Raw genomic sequence first — 16,876 nt, 5'->3', positions numbered from 1 at the left:
AGTAACTAGGCGTAGCTTAAAGCGGCAATGCTGTCGTGTACTTCAATGGTTCCATCGCAAATGTCGAGGTCACATTAGAGATACCATCAATACTATTCACCAAGCGCTTGTAGAAATCATCAAAGCACTTCATGTCTTTAACCTGAACCTTCATCATATAATCATATTCGCCAGCCATGCGATAGAACTCCATCACTTCTGGAAATTCCGACACGGTATTCACAAAACGCCCATACCACTCATGAGAATGATCACTGGTTTTCACCAATACGAACGCGGTAAAGGAAAGGTCCAATTTTTCCGGGTTCAGTAACGCGACTCTTTTCTCAATAATGCCGTTCTCTTCAAGGCGCTTAAGCCTTTTCCAACAGGGCGTTGTGGTGAGATTGACCGCTTCAGAAATATCGTTCAATGACAACGTGCTGTCTTCTTGCAGTAACCCTAATATTTTTTTGTCTACAGCATCAATCACACTTTCACCAAATCGAATTTAAAGAGAATAATTTTCTACAATTTAAGCAAAACAAAGCAAATATGGCAAAGTTTTTCTCTCGAATTATAGATAAATTAGAACCATACCAATTACAAAGAATTCCTACACTCGATCAGGAGAACGCTTATGTGCACTGACCATCAATGGATTAACAACGCGATTCGTAAAATTGAAGCGGATTACCAACGCTCAGCGGATACGCACCTTATCAAGCTCGATCTACCAAGTATCGAAGGCATTGATGTTTACCTTAAAGATGAAAGCACACACCCTACAGGCTCTTTAAAGCACCGCTTAGCGCGTTCTCTCTTCTTATACGCTATCTGTAACGGTTGGGTTGGCCCAGAAACAACAATCATTGAATCTTCATCAGGCAGCACTGCGGTATCTGAAGCGTACTTTGCTCGCCTACTTGGCCTGCCATTTATTGCAGTAATGCCAAAGTGCACAGCGAAGAAGAAAATTGAGCAGATTGAATTCTACGGCGGCCAAGCGCACCTTGTTGACCGATCAGATGAAATTTACGATGAGTCTCGTCGTTTAGCAGAAGAGCTGAATGGTCACTACATGGACCAATTTACCTACGCTGAGCGCGCAACCGACTGGCGTGGTAACAACAACATCGCTAACTCGATTTTCAATCAAATGCAGATGGAAGATCACCCAGTTCCAGCTTGGGTAGTAATGAGCCCAGGTACTGGCGGTACTTCTGCAACTATCGGCCGCTTCATTCGCTACCAACAGCATGAAACTAAGCTTTGTGTTGTCGACCCTGAGAACTCTGTCTTCCACGAATACTTCCAAACCGGCAATGCGAACGTGAAAGGCAGTACATTCAGCAAGATTGAAGGCATTGGTCGCCCACGAGCAGAGCCAAGCTTCATTCCTGGTGTGGTTGACGAAATGCGTAAAATCCCAGATGCCGCAAGTATCGCAACGACACATTGGTTATCTGACATTCTTGGCCGCAAGGTTGGCGCATCAACCGGTACTAACATGTACGGTGTGCTTCAGCTAGCCAGTGAAATGAAAGCGCGTGGCGAGAAAGGGTCGATCGTAACTTTACTGTGTGACAGCGGTGAGCGTTACCTAGACACTTACTTCAATGACGAGTGGGTAAATCTGAATATCGGTGACCTACAACCGTACGCGGCAAAGCTAGAAGCTTTCTCGCAGACGGGTGAACTGGCTTAAGTTCATATCAGCCGATAGTTCGAAGTAGAAAAGAGCCCTTGATGGGCTCTTTTTTATATCTTTGATAACCAAATTAGCCAGTTCTATTCTGGTTTTTGCTTCGCTTCAAATGCTGCTAGTTGTTCAGGCGTCGCTTTAGGCTGATGGTTTTGTTTCCACTCATCGTAAGTCATGCCATATACGCGTTCACGAGCGTCATCGATATCCAAGTCCAAGCCTTGTTGCTCAGCTTCCGCTTTGTACCATTTGCTGAAACAGTTACGGCAGAAACCAGCCAAGATCATCAGATCGATGTTCTGAACATCTTTATTATTATCTAGGTGTGCTAACAGGCGACGAAAGGTTGCTGCATCCAGCTTATCTTGTTCTTCTTGAGAAAGATCTTTGTATTTAAATTCAGCCACTTTACTTTCCTTTGGTATTTGTTTTCTTGTATTAATTCGTTGAGCTCTGTGTGTTATACAAAAAAACCACACTTAACTTAAAGTTAGACTTAAAAGTTAGAAACCCCTTACAGAACGAGGGCTAGAAGCCATTTATCTAACTTTTACGTGTAGATCTAATTTTTCTGTAAGAGCTCAGGTGCTAAATGAAAAAATTAGACCACCCAAAATTGGTGGTCTCTACTATATTTTTATCTAACTTTATATGTACTGATTCATACTCAGTCTGACAAAATCGTGGTTCGATTTCACCTGTTCACACAATCATACACTAACCACTAAACTCATTTTTGGACAAAAGCGAGCTAAATTATTTGTGGTAGCTCGCCAATATAAGATTAGTAAAAGTAAGTTAAAACCCTAGAAACAAAAACGTATGATTAGCTCCCATTCGTTAGACTTGTTTCCTTAAAGCTCAATAATCTCACCTTCTCGAGCAAATTTTCTTTCAATAAGATTTGTCTTTAGTCCGTTTACATCGGAAGTGTATATCACATGGGCAAGACTACTCTTAGCTCGTGTAGATGTAACATAGAACAACCGTCGAGTGCGATCCAAACCAGTTTCTTCACCCGCATCCTGCTTTTTCTTACTACTTAGAGAAAGTTCCTTTACGCCAAAATACTGCTCGTAGGAAAATAAGAACCCGCCGGCTTCATCATCATCCATGACAACCATAACACGATCGAATTCGTTGCCCTTCACGCCTTGATGGGTGCGAAAAATTGAGTTCTCCTCAATGTATTCTTTATAGTTCCGAATTTGAAAGAAATTAGTCTCCAAGGCTTCAGCCCAAGCAGAAATCTCGCTGTCATCCCACTCTTCAGGTTCTGGTTCAATCTCTAGTATGGCTTCCGATTGATCTAGCTTTGATTCAACCACGCGTTCTTCAGTGGTAGCTACAAAAGACTGCAATTTCGCTGGAATTCTTAGGAGGTTATGCTCAGCAAGCACTTCTAGAACTTCACGAAAGCTAACCTCAACATTTGAAATCACACATCTAAACGCATGTTCTGCTGCTCGGGCAAGCGCTAGCGGATCATCCTTATGAGCATCAAGCACACTGGCTTCCAGAAGCGGCGACTTCGTTTCCCTTAAGATAGACATCAATTCAGATCGGTTTTTCTTCAAACTCGCCTCAGCAATAGGAAAAACAATGCCAGCAAAAAAATTCAGCTCTGTATTTTCACCTTCAGAAATCCGATCTTTAATTTTGCCTGATTTTGAAAGCTTGTCCCAAAGAGCATCAAAGCCAAGCCGACGACCAGCCATCTTATGTTCCAGAAGTAAGATAGCGGTTTCTTTTGATTGAATATCTATCCAGTCAGCATCGCCCGTAACTTCCGCCATAGTCTCACGAATTTTCAATTCGATGTCATCTTTATCTAAAACACCTTGCTGTAATAAGAAATATCGTACGTAACCTTCTGCTGCTCCTTCTTCGGCATACTGTTTCCGTTCATCACCTGCATTACGTATTTGATTGCCTAGCCCCACGATACGTCGTGCTGACCGATGGTTCATTTCCTTATTGAAAGTGGTCCAATCGCTTGGCTTTGTGTTGCCTAGTTCAGGTTCACCCCCGCCAAAGATGCGCTGCATCGTATCTCCAAACAAGCCGATGACAACTTTATCCGATTTGGTATCTTGCAGCTCAAAAAATGCACTGACTACATCTTTGTTGGTATCCTGACTTTCGTCGAGAAATATAAAAGGGAACTTATTTACTATAACTTCGGCCATCATCGGCTTATTAATCAAAAAAGTTGAGAAAATTTTCAAGACATCTGCATGCGACAACGAATTAGGGGAGGAGTTGACTCCATTTGGGTCGTAGATAAAAGATCGTGGCTCTGCTAGCCATTCCATTTTTTTAGTCAAACGGATGATATCTCTTTTTCGAGCATCAGAAGCCTTGCCTGATCGACCTTTCCGTTCTTTTTCTTCAAGATCTTCTAAATCAGTGGGGATTTTTTCCAAGTACCACTTGCGAATATCCTCATTGAAACCAGCAATAGCGGACCAGCAAAAACTATGAATTGTCGAAACCGCAAAGATTGGGCTTTGCTCAATCCGATCTTTTATTTCATCGGCTGCGTTGTTCGTAAAGGTCACAACAGCAATTTGCTTTCCCTTAAGAATAAAGTCATCAGAATATTGAGCTTTCAGGAATTCTAGAGCCTTTTTCAGGGAGTAGGTTTTGCCTGACCCCGCCCCTGCGAAGGTGATGAAGCTTTTTCCCGAACCTATACTTAGACACTCTCGGATACCTTCATCAACTTTATTATCATGATCGATAGGTTTGGTTTCAGCCAAGTAAAATTGCTCTGACATAATTTCCCCCTACGCTTTTGGTGACAGTTGATCTTGCAACCACGTAAGACCATCGCTCATATAATCTGGGGGATTAAAGCTATTCGCCTCATTATCCGCAAGATGAAAGAGGCAATTGAAGGCAAAGTCACCCTTCTTTAAACCTTGCACATAGTCATAAAGTGACTTCGACAACGGTTCTGTGCCGCTTTCAAAATCAGTTTTCGCATCTTTGAGCTTTTTTATGTTCTGGAAATAATCATCCTCGAAATTCGCCAAAATCAGCGCATCTTCAAAAGTTCGGGATAAAATCATTTCTCCAGAAATCTGTGTTGGTTTTTGATAGGCAACATAAAGCGGTGCATCTCCGCTTGTTGTAGCATGTTTCGCTTGAGGTAAGGCCACCAAGTCATCTAGCGCTTCTTTCTTTGGATGCCATTTCTTCAAGGTATCATTATTAGTTTTTTGAGCTGACTTCTTTTTCGGGAAACAAGACTTCCCTTCATTATTAACAGAATCAAGATCTGTCAGCACTAGAGTTGCTACTCCAAGCTTCTCGACTAAATTTCTGTACTTGTGCGTGTGCGCACCGTTCACCTCAAGCATAGAGATGTACCGATTCGACAACTTCGGGAAGCTCTTGGAAATAAATTCAGGCACAAGAAGGCTCTCGGCTTGGCCTTCAACAAAAATAACGCCATCGGCAAAGAAGATGTCACAATGAGTTAGCTTCAAGTGTTTTCTAACAAACAAAAGCTCATCTTTTGCCTTCGCAAAAAGCTCTGACATGTTTGCAATTGATGTATGATCCATTTTGATGGACTTATTCGCATCATTTCGTCGGAAGTAACGTAAATCTTTGAAATCAATATCGTTGATAATATGACTTGAGTGGGTACTAATCACGAGCTGTGTTTGGTATTCAGACTTATCTTTTTGGGTTGCCTTGTCGCGCAAATCGGGGTGGTTCCGCAAAGTATCATAAGCTTTCGATACAAACACTCGCTGAACTTGAGCGTGAAGATTAACTTCCGGCTCTTCGAGTAAAACTAAATGGATTGGTTCTATCTGATCCTCGACTTTATCCTCAGATGAAGCCGATTTTCCTACGCGCATCCATTTGTCACGAAACTCTAGAAGCCTAAAGGTCAGATATATAAGATTTTGGTAGCCAAGGCCTAAGTAGCTTTCGGGAAGAAACTCTTCTTCATTTGTATCAAAACGATATCGGACCGATGAGGATTTTTGCAAAGCATCCGTGCCGCTAATTTTCGCGGCAATTTCAACAGTCGGATTACCGCCGATACCGGGATATCCCATGCTTTTCAGTTCTTCGAAGGGTGCATTGAACTGAGCGTTCAATCTACTGGTAAACCCCTCTTCTAGGTTTTGCTGATGTCCCAAGACCTCAAGGTCTTCTGGCTCAGGAAAATCTTCGGGGTTCAAGATACGATCGTAATATCCTCGAAGTAGCTTATTGAGCCGCTGCTTTTCCGAATATGGTCCTTTTTGCTCCGTTTTATCTTCATCACCTGAGCCGCGTTGCTCAGATTGAACATCGACTCTAATTAACTTTTTCAAAGCGTCAGATTTTAGGGGCTGCAAAACCTCTTTCGAAGTAGGCTCGACTCCTTTGCTCAAAATGTAATGCTTTTGCTTAATGAATTTACTGAGGTTACGACCTTTCTCCAAGAAATCACATAGATCTTTGGGCCACAAACTTACCTTACCTGTATATTTGGATACAACGCCTCTCATATCAACAAACTCACGACACAGTTTAGAAATATCAGTTGCTTCGTAAGTTATGCGAACAAATAACGCACCACCGCGCCATTCCAGATCTGGCAGGATGTCACGAACCTTGTATGCCTCATTCACTTCTGCAGTGATCTCTATGTCTAAACTCGGCAGTAGACTGATAAGAACATCCGATAGTTCCTGCATTTTCTCGCTAGTAGGGAATTCTTGTTCGATTTGTTTGCCTAGTTTTTGGATTTCCTTCCAATTACGCTTCGATATATCTCGAACTTTTAGATTGTCTGGGCTTTTCAGGAAGGTGTGTAGCGCCCCTATACAGGACGTTTTTCCACTATTATTAGCTCCGACAAGGACAGTTGTTTTATCATCTAGCACCAAGTTGACGTCGGCTAGTCTTCGGTAGTTTTTCAAAGCGAAAGAGGTGATTTTCATATAACAAAACCTAAAAACAAAGCAGGGGCTTTCAAAAACACAGTCCTGTAATTCTGAACGGATAAATGTCAATGAGAGCAATAATTTACAACATATAGTTGCTTCTCCCTCCTATTCTGCTCGCCTTAAGTAAGCAACTCAACGTATATCAGCAAACTGTGTGACAGCTCTGCGTATAATGAGAATGAACAACAGCAAAACTGATTGAGTAATAGTCTATCGTTTCATTAATATTGATAAGGCAAGGTTCAATTAACAGAATGTGAAAGGGCCTTTACTCTAACAAGGAAAGGGGCAAAGACGATTTACGAAACAACTTGTTTCGCATTTTTGCAAGACCCTCTTGCAAAAATTAGGTATTAAAATTTGTCCAACAGGTTGTTGGACAAATTGGGCATGTAGGGGTTGTTGCAAACTCTGCAACTACTGAGGATTCCTCGGTAATTGTTCATTAGCTAATCCTATGGGTTTTACTGTGGCTCCTGAAACATTGGGGTATCTCTGAGTTACGATGATAGGTACCTCTAGTTTTCTAATCAGAGCCATATGTAGCCTACCTAACAGAGAGCAAGACTCTAGATAGTTTTCACTCCGCATCGCAACTTGCGCATCGCAACTTGCGATGTGTGATTACTTAAAAGTTCTCAAAGTAAGATTAAAGATTTTAATAGTTACAAATCATAATCTTAAGGATGAACCCTGTTGGATCATTGTTGATAATAGTAAGCATTAGAGGGCGAGCATATTACTTAAAAAACGGTCCTAAACAGAGAGGTTTGCTAGTTTATTAGTAGCGAGAGCTTGGAGAAATTTCCCAGGAAGTAGTGAGCACCAATAGGCCCACATAGAAAATCTCAAAAACTTCACTTCTGCGTTCCGGAGGAGGATTAATGCTTATCGATATTGAATGTTTCAGGAGCAATAACTGAGGCCACTCTAACAATGCTGGCATTTTCATTAGACGCGACAAGGCCGACAATCTCTCGACCAATTCTTTTAAACTTTTTAGTCGAAAAAGAAAGAACATTTACTTTTCTGGTCGAGATTATGCTCAAATCCTAACTTCGACCAAAAGGATCAACTAATAGAGTGCTGTGTTCGACCATGATAATTAAACCTTTTAGTCGAGTGACTATTTGAATTAACCTCTTGGGTCAGAGGCGTGATAGCTATGAACTGCGTTAGCTTGTTTCTTTGAGGAGGTAGGCTTGCTGCATTCGGTTCTTCGCTTTACACTAATAGCGAGAGCCTCGGTTATCCCTGCTTTATTCTTTGAGTTACTATTTACTGTCTGGCCAGAAGTAATGGTATCAATTTGAATCTAACGTAATTGCAAAGCAGCCCACCGAGGACATACGATAAGCCTAAGGTACTCTCCCTCCCATATTTGGTGATGAAATACCCGGCACCGCACCCAGAATTCAAATTAATGAAAACATTCTGTATGTAGCTGTTATACAAAGCCTGTGGCTTTGTCGTATCTGAAAGTAAGAGCAATTGTGCAAGGACTTCTTGCACAAATTATTTTACTGCCATCTAAATTGATTGAGGTTAAACTGAAGGTTAGCTAGTTTAAAATGGGAAGTGATCTTCTTCATACCCTTCAACCCAAGTTACTAGCTTTTCAAGCTCATCACCTTCGGGTGTGCCTGGTTCAGCCACATCAAACAAGGATTCAATTCTTTTCAAAACGGCTTTATAGTCGCTTTCTGAGGGTTCTAGTCCCACTTCATCTAATGAAACTGTAGCAAGCCCATCAGCGTGGGCAGTATTAGGTGTAATACCCTTAAGCAGTTCTTTTTCTGATAGATTTTTCTTGCTCATAAGTCGTTTCTCGATTCGAAAATGACATTAGATTAGTTTATAACATAATGGACTACTAGCCGTAATGTAGAACCTTATTCAAAACACACAATGGGGCACTTTCAAGCTAGAAAGTGCCAAGGGTAGAAATTCAACCTAAGAAACTCTTGGACAATTCCGTGTTTGGTCATGTACTAATTTAGCTCCACACGGATAACTTTTCGTATTGAAAAATCACTTAGTGCGTTGTCCAGTATTGCTGGTGCAGATCCGTTCGTAACTCTACCCAAGGACAAATCTATCGCGCACATTGTTTAGTTCAGATATCGCCTTTTCAATTTGTTGCCGCTGTTCAATATTCGCTTCTGATGTGCTCTGTAAGTCTTGCAATGCTTCAGAAACATGGCGAATTTCAGTCGTATAGAAAGATGTTGATAACTCATCCATACGTTTAACAAACTCAATTTTCAACTCAAGAAATATTTCCCGATAATTCTTCCTAATATCGCGTCTAGCAGCTATTAGGTCTGCAGCGCGTTTCTCTTGATGAATGTCGTCATTGATTTGTACGATTACGCCGATTAACGCCATAACCGGCCCGATAAACTTCGCAGCTGAGCCAATTTTTTCAGCAATATTAATAGCTTGATAAGGTTTAAATTTGGCGCCAAAAAAGTGTCCTACCTCCAGGACTGCTTTGTGGAGGTTACTGCCCGATGCTGCTTTCATCCCTTCTTTAGCAGTCTTATTGATCGCCTGATTTGATAACCATGAGAATCCTTTCTCTGCGGACTTAAGAGTCTGCTGTGTTTTTACCGAACTCTCATATTTATCGCCGATATTATGCGTTTCAATATCAATATCTGCATTAGCATTAAGTTGATGTGTAGCTTGAAAATGATCGCTCAAAGCGGCTTTGAGTGACTCTGCTAGCGGGCTTGTATCCAGCTCTTGCAGATCAGATTCAAGAGTACTTAAAGCTGAATCGACGATTTTCTCAAGTTTCAGCTGGGTTTGCTTAACTTGAGCAAGAACATCACCTGCAGAGCGCTGCTGTATTTGCTTAAAATCCGCCTCATTGAGGCCATCATCCACTGACTCCGCCAGCTCATCACCAATAAGTAGAATATTTTGCTCCATTTCAGCTAAATTGCCATCAAACTGCTCTTGAAGCTGCTTTTGACTAGACTTTAATATCCTCATCTTTTGCTGAAGCAGTTCAACCAGCGCTTCCTGCGTCGGATCTTCAGCGGCCAACTTGCCTAGTAACTCTTCTAACTGAGTGTGTATAGCGGCTAACGGTGTAGTCACCTTGCCTAGCAAACCTCTCTCTTGGGAAAATTTGTCAATAGCTTCGATAAAGCCACTAAAGTTGGATAGAGCCATTAACTCTGCTCTATCTTCTTCATCCTCTTCTTTTAATGACTCGAAATATGACTCTGCATCAACAAATACAATAGGAAAGTCTTCCGGTATTCTGGGTTCTAAAACCTCAGCAATCCCATTTAATTTGGTCTCCACAGTACCTGAATCGCGTTGAGATTTATTTACTACCAGAAGAATTTCTTTTTCTCTTCCTTTTGTAAAACATAGATCTCTAAATGCAGCCCCAACAACATCGTCAAACAGTTCATTTGTAATCACGTAAACCAACAAATCCGCTTGATCCATCGCTGCAAATGATGCTTCATCATGCTGCTCCCTTTCACCAGCAAGTATGCCAGGGGTATCCCATACAACCAGATCTTTGTAGTCATACTTAGTCACTTGATCGGTTGTCACGCCTGAGCCAATGGGAATGTCATCAAGTCCTGTTAATCCTTTAATTAGAGAGGATTTCCCAGAGCTATATTGGCCAACAAAAGCGATATTTAGCTTTGAATTTTGATACTCGTCTTGATTCGGAAAACTGAGGTCCAGTTCAGTTAACTTATTTCTCTTAGACAAATCAGCGATAAATGCCGATACCATCTGTTTAGCCTGATTAAACTTCAACTCTTCCATTAATGACAAACCTCACTCATTTCATGCATTGGTTTTGCAGATAACTTGATATTACAAATAGCAGCAGCCAACATAATATTGCGCCCCTGCTTTCCAATAATCCGTCCAAGATCTTCTTCTTTAGCAAAAATGAAATACTCTCCATTTTCACCTTCGACTCGAGCCCTATCTTTCCTAAGACCCAACATATGAGAAAGCATCTTTTCTACCGAGTTTTCGTATACTACTCTAACCCGCTCACCCAAAAGTGTCTGCAACGACGAGAGCAGCTCAGGCTCTTTAAAATGATTGGTGACGGTGAAATAGCAAGCGTAACCGGGTTGGCGGACTATGCGTTTAAACTGTGGTTTTTGATACTTATCTGAAGCCACGATATCCATAGACCGCAGCAAGTACCTTTCGTTTATGTCATGTTCTAATTGATCAAGCTGGAGAAACGCTTTTTCGAGAGACTGAATAAACCTCTCAAGCCCAATGCAGACCTCATTTAAGTCCGATTTAACCTGAAGTATCTGCTTTCGTTCGATATCCTTGTGAAACCATTTTGTGATTTCTTTAATCGAATTATCCCGTTGCACTGCTATTTCATCACGAATCTCTTTAGTTCGACTACGCTTTTCCATTTGTAGCTTCTTGGTTTTTGAATCAGAGAACATTTGAAATAAACCAAACACGAAGCCTGCCGCTGCTAGCCCCCAACCAATGGGATTCCAGCTATTTGCAAAAGCAATGGCAGAAAGAGCACCCAGCCCGGCTGCTGTCCAACCATTCATGCGTTTATAATCGAAAGGATCAAATGACCTTTTACTTCCCTCCATATTGAGCTTGCCACCAAGCTCTATATTCTTAGCCATATCCCGATTGAATTGTTCAAGATCAGCAGCAAGCTCTTCAGCTATATTATTTGCCACATTTTTGCAGTGTTCTTTTAAATCAAAAGAAGCAATGTGATCTTCAAGTCTATTGCCAAAATACTTAGACTGAATATTGTCATCAACAAAACTTGATATTGACTTCATTAACGGAGCAAAAGCGCGTCCGACATCTTTTTCAATCTTGTCCGGCACCCGTTTTGACTGGCGTTCGTGCCATATATAAACACGCTTCTGGGTATTAGCATATTCCTTGAGCAGCCCTTTCACTGATTCTTTCTGGGAACGAATCAATGTCTCAAGATCATCCGTATGGGTTAATGTCGAGCCTAATAGCGTTTGAACTCGCCTAGCACGGCCTTTATGCGTAATTTCATCTGTTAATAGCGTCAGAAGATTATCCATTCGACTGACTCGATAAAGATCTTCTTTTTGATCGCTATAGGCTTCCTGAGTCGACAAAAAAGCTGCTTGAGCATGTATAGGGACAATATGGATATATCTTGGGTTCATCCCCAGCTTTGCAGCTTCATTTCGCAACCTTTCCTTGTGTCCTTCCAAGTCTGAAGCATTGTAGATATAGCTATCGGGATCTTTTATCGCCTTTTTTCGATGAACATTCTTCTCCAGGTTTTTCTTCACGTTCACAACAAATATTAAAGGCTTGTTCAGCTGATAGGCGTATTTCAGCTCGGTAAATGTTGACTCCTGAATACTGTCATCGCTGAGTAAAAAGAGAACCACATCTGATTGTTCAAGAATGCTGCGTGCTATCTCTGTATCTTCCTCACCGTTATAAGCACCAAACCCTGGTGTATCTATAATACGAAGATGATTCCAGTCATACTGACGCACGTCTCGGGTCGTTCTTTGCGCCCCCATCCCTATAGTTGATCCATCCCCTCCAGTGATGGCTTCACGTATAGTGCTTTTACCCGCCATAGTGCGACCAAACAACATAACGCTAAAGCTTTTTAGTGACTCTTTCTGCTGTTCTAAAGCCTTTGCTTGCTTAGCCCTGAGCAACTCATAACCGGCACCCAAGCTGCTTTGAATATCAGTCAATCCCTTTGCCGCAACCTGATCCTTGGCGGTAACTTGTTCTGCCTTCCATGCAATATCGTTAAATTCATTGTTTAGGTTGTTAACAATTTGATCGCAACGCTTACTAAGCTTTACTGCCGCTTTGAATTCTTCCTGAGCAATCTTTTCGCAATCCTTCAATGCTTTGCGATAAGCATCCAGCTTCTTCATATATCTATTCTCACAATGAATAAGTCACTCAATTTTGTATGCTTAACGATTTATAGACGGATTTTTTCCGTCTTTGTATTCCGTCTATGCTGCTGCCATTAATTATGAAACTCAACTGGTATCGACCTGTTATGTGAATCGGCATGTAGTTATGGGGGGCGAATTACGGAAAAGTTCCGGACAAGAGATCAAAGTACGGATTAGATTAACTTGATCTATTGGTCTATTGGTGTACTGGTCAGGTGTTCCGTTCGCAGGTTCTGAGAAGGTTTGAGGCATTTTTGATTCAGAGTAATTTGTGCGCAGCCTGTTACACAAATTGGGAAACAGCCTGTTTCACAAATAAATCTCATGATGGTTTCATGCGTTCTAAACACGTATTGGGGTACTTCTGCGTTACGAAGTGCCAACTGTGAAGGTTCTGGACAAAAACGCGTTAAACTCAAAACTCTAATTCACTTAACTGATATTAGAAAAAGTATCTTGAAACCTTAAAGCTGAGAGGTTGCTACGGCGACGTTGAACAATGAGTCTTAGATCTCTAATCAGTCACGTTAGTATGGGTGAAGCCTGAAAGTGATAGACTTAGAAAGCGTATTAATAATAACCAACAAAAGTCTGGTGAGTGTGTTACCTTGGTTGTTATCCTTACCGCTTAGTGGGGACTTCTTTTCTTTTCCGAACTCGCATCTCGGCACTCCTTAGTTGCCCTCCTAAGCCTCACCGCAGGCTTTAATTATGTCCATTTCAACTCAAAAGTTAAGAAACATCTTCAAACTCACTAGAATTGAAAATGTAGAAATCAACAACGACGTACCCCATTTTGCACCTTGGTTACCACTTGCTCAGAAAGTAAAACCTGTCATCCCTTCTGCGATTATATATTGCGAAGGTAATTTTGGTAAAATTGATGGTAAAACCGCTAATGGGTTAGTGAGACATTCGTTAAGCTATCGTATTCTATCGGTTATTGATAGTGAGTCTGCTGGCTTAGATGCTGGTGAAGTTCTTGATAACAAAGCCAATGGAATACCTATCCTTGCTAATGCTGAAGAAGCTATCATTCACGCAGAAAGCATTCCTGATTACTTCATTTTTGGCATTGCGCCATCAAGCGGCTTTTTATCTGACTTAGATAAAAGCATCATTTTAAATGCCATGTCACTAGGAATGAACATCGTAAATGGCTTACATGAATTCCTAACCGATGATCCTCTATTTTTAGAAGCCAGTTTAAAGAATAACGTTCGAATATTCGATACTCGCAAACCCAAAAGTAAAGGCGATCTGAAAACGTTTAGCGGGAAAATACACAACGTTAAATGTCCGAGAATTGCTGTAATGGGGACGGATTGCGCGCTAGGAAAACGAACAACAGCAACAATATTGGCGAATGAACTGACTAAAAAAGGCCTTAACGTCGTTCTGATTGCCACTGGTCAAACAGGCATTATGCAGGGCGCACAATACTGCGTTGCACTCGATGCTGTTCCTTCACAATTTTGTGCCGGTGAGTTGGAATCTGTCATTGTACAGGCCTATGAAAAAGAAAATCCGGATCTGATTATTATTGAAGGGCAAGGAGCCTTGAGTCACCCTGCGTTTTCAACCAGCGCTTTTATCTTACGTGGCAGTTGTCCAACGGGTGTGATACTGCAACATGCCCCTAAACGTTTATATCGTAGTGATTTTCCTGATTGCTCAATGCCTTCGATTGCCTCAGAAATCAATCTTATCGAAACGTTTTCTAATACCAATGTTATTGGACTAACACTGAATCATGAAGATATGTCGTTGGATGAAACACGTTGTGCGATAGACACTTACACTACCGAATTTGGTTTACCGGTTACTGATGTCTTGTCACAGCCTGTTGAACATCTACTGCACATCGTAACGTCAGCCTTTCCTATAATAGCAAGTAAACTGGCCGAAAAAGGGTGAACTACCCTAGGTTAGACATCGATTGTGGGAAAGTTCATCATAACGCTCAGTTCCTGATTTCTCAGCTCTCACTGAAAAATATATCCGTTACGCCTGTAACAAAAGCCTTCCTCGGCCACCCTATCATCGCACAAGTTCTTATTGATGCTGGCGCAACAATGTTAGCCGATTCAAGAATCGAAAATCTTCAAAAGATGACTGAATCTGGCATTGCTATCCCTAAAATGCTGATACGTACACCCATGCTCAGTCAAGTGGCGAGCGTAATAAAATACAGTGATATGAGTTTAAACTCTGAAGTTGAAGTGATTCAGAGGCTTTCACATGCAGCGGAACAACAAAATTGCTATCACGGTATCATTATTATGGTTGAGCTTGGCGATCTCAGAGAAGGTGTGATGCCAAATCGCGTGATTGATTTTATCCGAGAGATTATTTCTTTACCAAACATCACGATAAAAGGAATTGGTACGAATTTAGCCTGTCGGTATGGTGTCGCTCCAGATGATCAAAATATGAGTATTCTTTCTGTGCTTGCCGATGGAATTGAAGCTACATTTGGGGTCAGTCTAGAAATTATTTCAGGGGGTAATTCTGCTTCAGTTAACTGGGCTCTTCAGAGAACAGGCTTAACTCGAGTCAATAACCTTCGTATAGGAGAAGCAATTTTTTTAGGCTGTGAGCCTTTAGAGCACGAAAATATCAAAGGCTTACATACGGATGCGGTTTCTTTGACCGCTGAAGTGATTGAATCCAAGACTAAACCGACTTTGCCTTGGGGGAGTCGGGGGTTAAATGCTTTTGGTGAAAAAGAAAACCTTCAAGATAGAGGGGAGGTCTCACAAGCTATTCTAGCATTAGGCCGCCAAGATGTTTGTGTCAGCGGGCTTAAGGCTCCGAATGGGATTAAGATCATGTCTTCAACCAGTGATCATCTTGTCCTTGAATCCTCACAGAAACCACTATTTGTAGGGGAAAAAGTCACATTCAGTTTAGATTACAGTGCGCTCTTATCTTCTATGTCTTCACGTTGTATCCATAAATATTTTAAGGCTCCTAAAGGGAGAAGAAAGGAAGAAGGAGCGCATAATGCTACGAACAACTGTAATTCTCTTCGTCAGTGTCATGCTTAACGGTTGTCAGATAAGCCCAATAAAATCTAATGGACTTGCCGATTATAGAGCGACAGTTATTTCAAGCCAACTTCCACAAGAGTTAGGCTCAATCACACTCGTAAATACACAGTCAGAGGGCGATAGTGTCACTCTTGTTTTCGTAAAAAAGAAAACTTTGAATATGGACCGCTTAGTAGAAAAAGTCGCCGTTAGTTTTTGTGACAACATCGAAATAAGACCACTATTAGAGAGTGGGATCTCTTATCGAATCATTACCTTAGGAAAAAATGAGAAAGTAGAAAGCCTTAACGTCATTTCTCTAGCTAAGTGCTCTAATTGAATGCTTAGCAGTCGAATGGATAAAAGCCAATACGAGTTGTTCAATGTACTCAATGACACTATTTTATTGAGGTTTGACCGCCTTACGCCTTGGGAAAAAAACTTTATCACAGAGTTACACCATAAGGTCGTAACTAGACAGCTCATTTCAATTAAACAAAAACAGCTTGCTTTAAAAATTTCAATGAAAGCCTATAAATCAAAGAAGAAAAACGCGCGTTCCAACGTTTAATTTAAGCTTGTGTATACCTAATCTGTTCAAGGTCCTCTAAACCTTGGACAGATTAGTAGTATTTGCACTTAACGTATTGAAAATAATCAAGTGTAGCGATGAATGGGTAACAACTTTCAGCGTAATGGCAATTGAAACACCTAAGTATTTAGGTTCCTTTTCGATTAACACTCAGTACCTTCTGAAAGCAACAATGCATCTTCTAATTCAACCCCAAGATAGCGGATTGTATTATCTACCTTGGTATGACCAAGTAGTAGCTGCACCGCTCGGATATTTTTTGTTTTTGCGTAGACTAACGTCGCTTTTGTTCGCCTCATCGAGTGAGTGCCATACAAGTTAGGATCCAACCCCAGATTAGAAGCCCATCTCCTCACTAAGTATCGATAGTACGAATAGCTAATCGGTTGTTGATTTCGCCTTTGGCTTGGGAAAATAAAATTGTTGTCATGTAGCGAAGCCATCAAAATCCATGTCATTAGACTCTGTTGAGTTCTTGTCGTTATCTCAAATTGAACTTCAATACCTGTTTTGCGCTGGATATGCTTAACGCGGTTAAATATCTTATCTTGCGAAGATACATCGCAAACTCTGAGAACGATCAAGTCACTTGCTCTAAGTTTGCTATCAATAGCTAAGTTGAGCAACGCAAGCTGCGGCGTTTTTCAAGGTAGTTG

At 41.2% G+C, this 16,876-nt stretch carries 12 protein-coding genes and 1 pseudogene; 5 read left to right on the top strand and 8 right to left on the bottom strand.

The window, feature by feature from the left end; translation table 11 throughout:
• Nucleotides 1-16 precede the first annotated feature (16 nt).
• Nucleotides 17-472 carry an Lrp/AsnC family transcriptional regulator gene (locus FTW16_RS15555; RefSeq protein ID WP_017056968.1) on the bottom strand — a complete coding sequence of 152 codons (456 nt, stop codon included), beginning with the start codon at nt 470-472 and terminating at the stop codon, nt 17-19.
• A gap of 147 nt (nt 473-619) precedes the next feature.
• On the opposite strand from FTW16_RS15555, the gene FTW16_RS15550 reads away from it, so the two are divergent.
• Nucleotides 620-1,687 carry a PLP-dependent cysteine synthase family protein gene (locus FTW16_RS15550; protein WP_017064069.1) on the top strand — a complete coding sequence of 356 codons (1,068 nt, stop codon included), beginning with the start codon at nt 620-622 and terminating at the stop codon, nt 1,685-1,687.
• A gap of 83 nt (nt 1,688-1,770) precedes the next feature.
• On the opposite strand, the gene FTW16_RS15545 is transcribed toward FTW16_RS15550, so the two are convergent.
• From FTW16_RS15545 to FTW16_RS15520, 6 genes are all read right to left on the bottom strand, one after another.
• Nucleotides 1,771-2,091 carry a DUF1244 domain-containing protein gene (locus FTW16_RS15545; protein WP_004736423.1) on the bottom strand — a complete coding sequence of 107 codons (321 nt, stop codon included), beginning with the start codon at nt 2,089-2,091 and terminating at the stop codon, nt 1,771-1,773.
• Nucleotides 2,092-2,538: 447 nt separating this feature from the next.
• Complete coding sequence (locus FTW16_RS15540; protein WP_135458985.1) at nt 2,539-4,464, bottom strand: UvrD-helicase domain-containing protein; 1,926 nt, start codon at nt 4,462-4,464, stop codon at nt 2,539-2,541.
• A 9-nt stretch (nt 4,465-4,473) separates the two neighbouring features.
• Nucleotides 4,474-6,636, bottom strand: a complete 2,163-nt coding sequence (locus FTW16_RS15535; protein WP_146491735.1) for an ATP-dependent nuclease — start codon at nt 6,634-6,636, stop codon at nt 4,474-4,476.
• 1,572 nt (nt 6,637-8,208) lie between these two features.
• Nucleotides 8,209-8,460, bottom strand: a complete 252-nt coding sequence (locus FTW16_RS15530) for a hypothetical protein (protein ID WP_135458988.1) — start codon at nt 8,458-8,460, stop codon at nt 8,209-8,211.
• Nucleotides 8,461-8,721: 261 nt separating this feature from the next.
• Nucleotides 8,722-10,443: a GTPase domain-containing protein gene (locus FTW16_RS15525; protein WP_135458990.1), complete on the bottom strand. Its 1,722-nt coding sequence runs from the start codon at nt 10,441-10,443 to the stop codon at nt 8,722-8,724.
• Nucleotides 10,443-12,569 (bottom strand): GTPase, encoded by a 2,127-nt coding sequence (locus FTW16_RS15520; protein WP_135458992.1) that lies wholly within the window; start codon nt 12,567-12,569, stop codon nt 10,443-10,445. Before FTW16_RS15520 ends, FTW16_RS15525 begins: the two co-directional genes overlap by 1 nt.
• A 738-nt stretch (nt 12,570-13,307) precedes the next feature.
• Between FTW16_RS15520 and FTW16_RS15515 the strand changes: the two genes are divergently transcribed.
• The 4 genes from FTW16_RS15515 to FTW16_RS15500 are packed head-to-tail and all read left to right on the top strand — an operon-like array spanning nt 13,308 to nt 16,199.
• Entirely contained in the window at nt 13,308-14,513 is a 1,206-nt protein-coding gene (locus tag FTW16_RS15515; RefSeq protein ID WP_146491734.1) for a DUF1611 domain-containing protein, read from the top strand.
• Entirely contained in the window at nt 14,510-15,646 is a 1,137-nt protein-coding gene (locus FTW16_RS15510) for an alanine/ornithine racemase family PLP-dependent enzyme (RefSeq protein ID WP_146491733.1), read from the top strand. The genes FTW16_RS15515 and FTW16_RS15510 overlap by 4 nt, the downstream gene beginning before the upstream one ends.
• Nucleotides 15,603-15,968, top strand: a complete 366-nt coding sequence (gspS2, locus tag FTW16_RS15505) for a type II secretion system pilot lipoprotein GspS-beta (RefSeq protein ID WP_016790226.1) — start codon at nt 15,603-15,605, stop codon at nt 15,966-15,968. The genes FTW16_RS15510 and gspS2 overlap by 44 nt, the downstream gene beginning before the upstream one ends.
• Nucleotides 15,969-16,199: a hypothetical protein gene (locus FTW16_RS15500; protein ID WP_004735670.1), complete on the top strand. Its 231-nt coding sequence runs from the start codon at nt 15,969-15,971 to the stop codon at nt 16,197-16,199.
• Between the two features lie 164 nt (nt 16,200-16,363).
• Here FTW16_RS15500 and FTW16_RS15495 read toward each other — a convergent pair.
• Nucleotides 16,364-16,855: pseudogene (locus FTW16_RS15495) on the bottom strand (tyrosine-type recombinase/integrase); the annotation flags it as partial.
• Between the last annotated feature and the right edge of the window lie 21 nt (nt 16,856-16,876).

Source organism: Vibrio sp. T20, from assembly GCF_007858795.1.
Taxonomy (GTDB): domain Bacteria; phylum Pseudomonadota; class Gammaproteobacteria; order Enterobacterales; family Vibrionaceae; genus Vibrio; species Vibrio satsumensis.
Note: the sequence above shows the minus strand (reverse complement) of the source record. Positions and strands in the feature narration are given on the sequence as shown.

Bases quoted from the DNA above. Each gene is read 5' to 3' on its own strand.
- gspS2 (WP_016790226.1), top strand. From the start codon at position 15,603: ATGCTACGAACAACTGTAATTCTCTTCGTCAGTGTCATGCTTAACGGT.
- FTW16_RS15550 (WP_017064069.1), top strand. From the start codon at position 620: ATGTGCACTGACCATCAATGGATTAACAACGCGATTCGTAAAATTGAA.
- FTW16_RS15540 (WP_135458985.1), bottom strand. From the start codon at position 4,464: ATGTCAGAGCAATTTTACTTGGCTGAAACCAAACCTATCGATCATGAT.
- FTW16_RS15500 (WP_004735670.1), top strand. From the start codon at position 15,969: ATGCTTAGCAGTCGAATGGATAAAAGCCAATACGAGTTGTTCAATGTA.
- FTW16_RS15530 (WP_135458988.1), bottom strand. From the start codon at position 8,460: ATGAGCAAGAAAAATCTATCAGAAAAAGAACTGCTTAAGGGTATTACA.
- FTW16_RS15535 (WP_146491735.1), bottom strand. From the start codon at position 6,636: ATGAAAATCACCTCTTTCGCTTTGAAAAACTACCGAAGACTAGCCGAC.
- FTW16_RS15525 (WP_135458990.1), bottom strand. From the start codon at position 10,443: ATGGAAGAGTTGAAGTTTAATCAGGCTAAACAGATGGTATCGGCATTT.
- FTW16_RS15515 (WP_146491734.1), top strand. From the start codon at position 13,308: ATGTCCATTTCAACTCAAAAGTTAAGAAACATCTTCAAACTCACTAGA.
- FTW16_RS15520 (WP_135458992.1), bottom strand. From the start codon at position 12,569: ATGAAGAAGCTGGATGCTTATCGCAAAGCATTGAAGGATTGCGAAAAG.